Source organism: Burkholderia sp. E168m23 (assembly GCF_016586125.1).
Classification (GTDB): Bacteria; Pseudomonadota; Gammaproteobacteria; order Burkholderiales; family Burkholderiaceae; genus Burkholderia; species Burkholderia orbicola.
This window is the reverse complement of record NZ_BCPP01001109.1, coordinates 1-2120: the sequence shown is the minus strand read 5'-3', so window position 1 is coordinate 2120 and position 2120 is coordinate 1. Positions and strand designations below refer to the sequence as shown.

At 68.1% G+C, this 2120-nt stretch carries 2 protein-coding genes and 1 pseudogene; all 3 read left to right on the top strand.

Annotated features, from left to right (window positions below):
• The coding region (locus JMF90_RS34610; protein WP_201326118.1) for an SDR family oxidoreductase at nucleotides 1-552 on the top strand (552 nt) is incomplete at its 5' end.
• A gap of 63 nt (nucleotides 553-615) precedes the next feature.
• Complete coding sequence (locus JMF90_RS34605; RefSeq protein ID WP_006480696.1) at nucleotides 616-1458, top strand: ureidoglycolate lyase; 843 nt, start codon at nucleotides 616-618, stop codon at nucleotides 1456-1458.
• A 23-nt stretch (nucleotides 1459-1481) separates the two neighbouring features.
• A pseudogene (locus tag JMF90_RS34600) lies at nucleotides 1482-2120 on the top strand (fuconate dehydratase); the annotation flags it as partial.

The window sequence follows — 2120 nt, the reverse complement described above, 5'->3', positions numbered from 1 at the left end:
CTCGCCGCGAGCGAACGCGCGTTCGACGTGCTGTTCAACTGCGCGGGCTACGTGCATCACGGCTCGATCCTCGAGTGCGACGAAGACGCGTGGGCGTTCTCGCTGAACCTGAACGTCACGTCGATGTACCGGCTGATCCGCGCGCTGCTGCCCGCGATGCTCGAAGCCGGCGGCGGGTCGATCGTCAACATGGCGTCGGCCGCGTCGAGCGTGAAGGGTGTGCCGAACCGCTTCGTGTACGGCACCACCAAGGCGGCCGTGATCGGGCTGACCAAGGCGGTGGCCGCCGATTTCGTCGAACGCGGCATCCGCTGCAACGCGATCTGCCCGGGCACGATCGAATCGCCGTCGCTGGAGCAGCGGATCGCCGACCAGGCGCGCACGCGCCACGTGTCCGCCGACGAGGTGCGCCAGGCGTTCGTCGCGCGCCAGCCGATCGGCCGTATCGGCAGCGCGGACGAAGTGGCCGCGCTCGCGCTGTACCTGGCGTCCGACGAAGCGTCGTTCACCACCGGCACGATTCACCTGATCGACGGCGGCTGGTCAAACTGACCGTGTCGAACTGACCACCCCTTTCCGCTCACTTCCCCTTTCCGTTTCCGTTCGGATGACGCTATGAAACTGCTGAGATTTGGCGACAAACACCATGAAAAGCCGGGCCTGCTCGATGCGCAGGGCCACATTCGCGACCTGTCCGGCGTGATCGACGACATCGCCGGCGACGCGCTGACGCCTGCGTCGCTCGCGCGGCTGCGCGACATTCCGCCTTCGTCGCTGCCGCTCGTCGAAGGCACGCCGCGGCTCGGCGCGTGCGTCGGCCGTGTCGGCAAGTTCATCTGCATCGGCCTCAACTATTCCGACCACGCGGCCGAATCGGGGATGGAGGTGCCGAAGGAGCCCGTCGTGTTCGGCAAGTGGACGAGCGCGATCTCGGGCCCGAACGACGACGTCGAGATCCCGCGCGGCTCGGAGAAGACCGACTGGGAAGTCGAACTTGGCGTGGTGATCGGCCAGGGCGGCCGCTATATCGACGAAGCCGATGCGCTGTCGCACGTCGCCGGCTACTGCGTCGTGAACGACGTGTCGGAGCGCGAATACCAGCTCGAACGCGGCGGCACGTGGGACAAGGGCAAGGGCAACGACACGTTCGGCCCGATCGGCCCGTGGCTCGTGACGGCCGACGAAGTGCCCGATCCGCACGCGCTGCGGCTGTGGCTCGAGGTGGACGGCCACCGCTACCAGAACGGCACGACCGCGACGATGGTGTTTCGCGTGCCGCACCTGATCAGCTACCTGAGCCGTTTCATGAGCCTGCAGCCGGGCGACGTGATCTCGACCGGCACGCCGCCTGGCGTCGGCCTTGGACAGAAGCCGCCCGTCTACCTGCGCGCCGGACAGGTGATCACGCTCGGCATCGACGGGCTCGGCGAGCAGCGCCAGCGTACCGTGCAGGCCTGATTCCCTTCAACGGACGGTTCGTCATGCCTATCATTCGATCGATGCGCGTCCTCGACGTGCGCTTTCCGACCTCGCGCCAGCTCGACGGCTCCGACGCGATGAATCCGGACCCCGATTATTCGGCGGCCTACGTCGTGCTCGAAACCGACCGCGACGGGCTCGAAGGCCACGGGCTCACGTTCACCATCGGGCGCGGCAACGAAATCTGCTGCGCGGCGATCGACGCGATGCGTCACCTCGTCGTCGGCCTCGACCTCGACTGGATTCGCGAGGACATGGGCCGCTTCTGGCGGCACGTGACGTCGGACAGCCAGTTGCGCTGGATCGGCCCGGACAAGGGCGCGATCCACCTGGCGACGGGCGCCGTCGTCAACGCGGTGTGGGATTTGTGGGCGAAGGCCGTCGGCAAGCCGCTGTGGCGGCTCGTTGCCGACCTGAGCCCGGAGGAGCTGGCGCGGGCGATCGACTTCCGCTACCTGACCGACTGCCTGAGCCCGGACGAAGCGCTCGACCTGCTGCGCCGGCAGGCGCCCGGCAAGGCCGCGCGGATCGCCGCGCTGGAGCGCGACGGCTACCCGTGCTACACGACGTCGGCCGGCTGGCTCGGCTACAGCGACGACAAGCTGCGCCGGCTGTGCCGCGAGGCGGTGGACGAAGGTTTC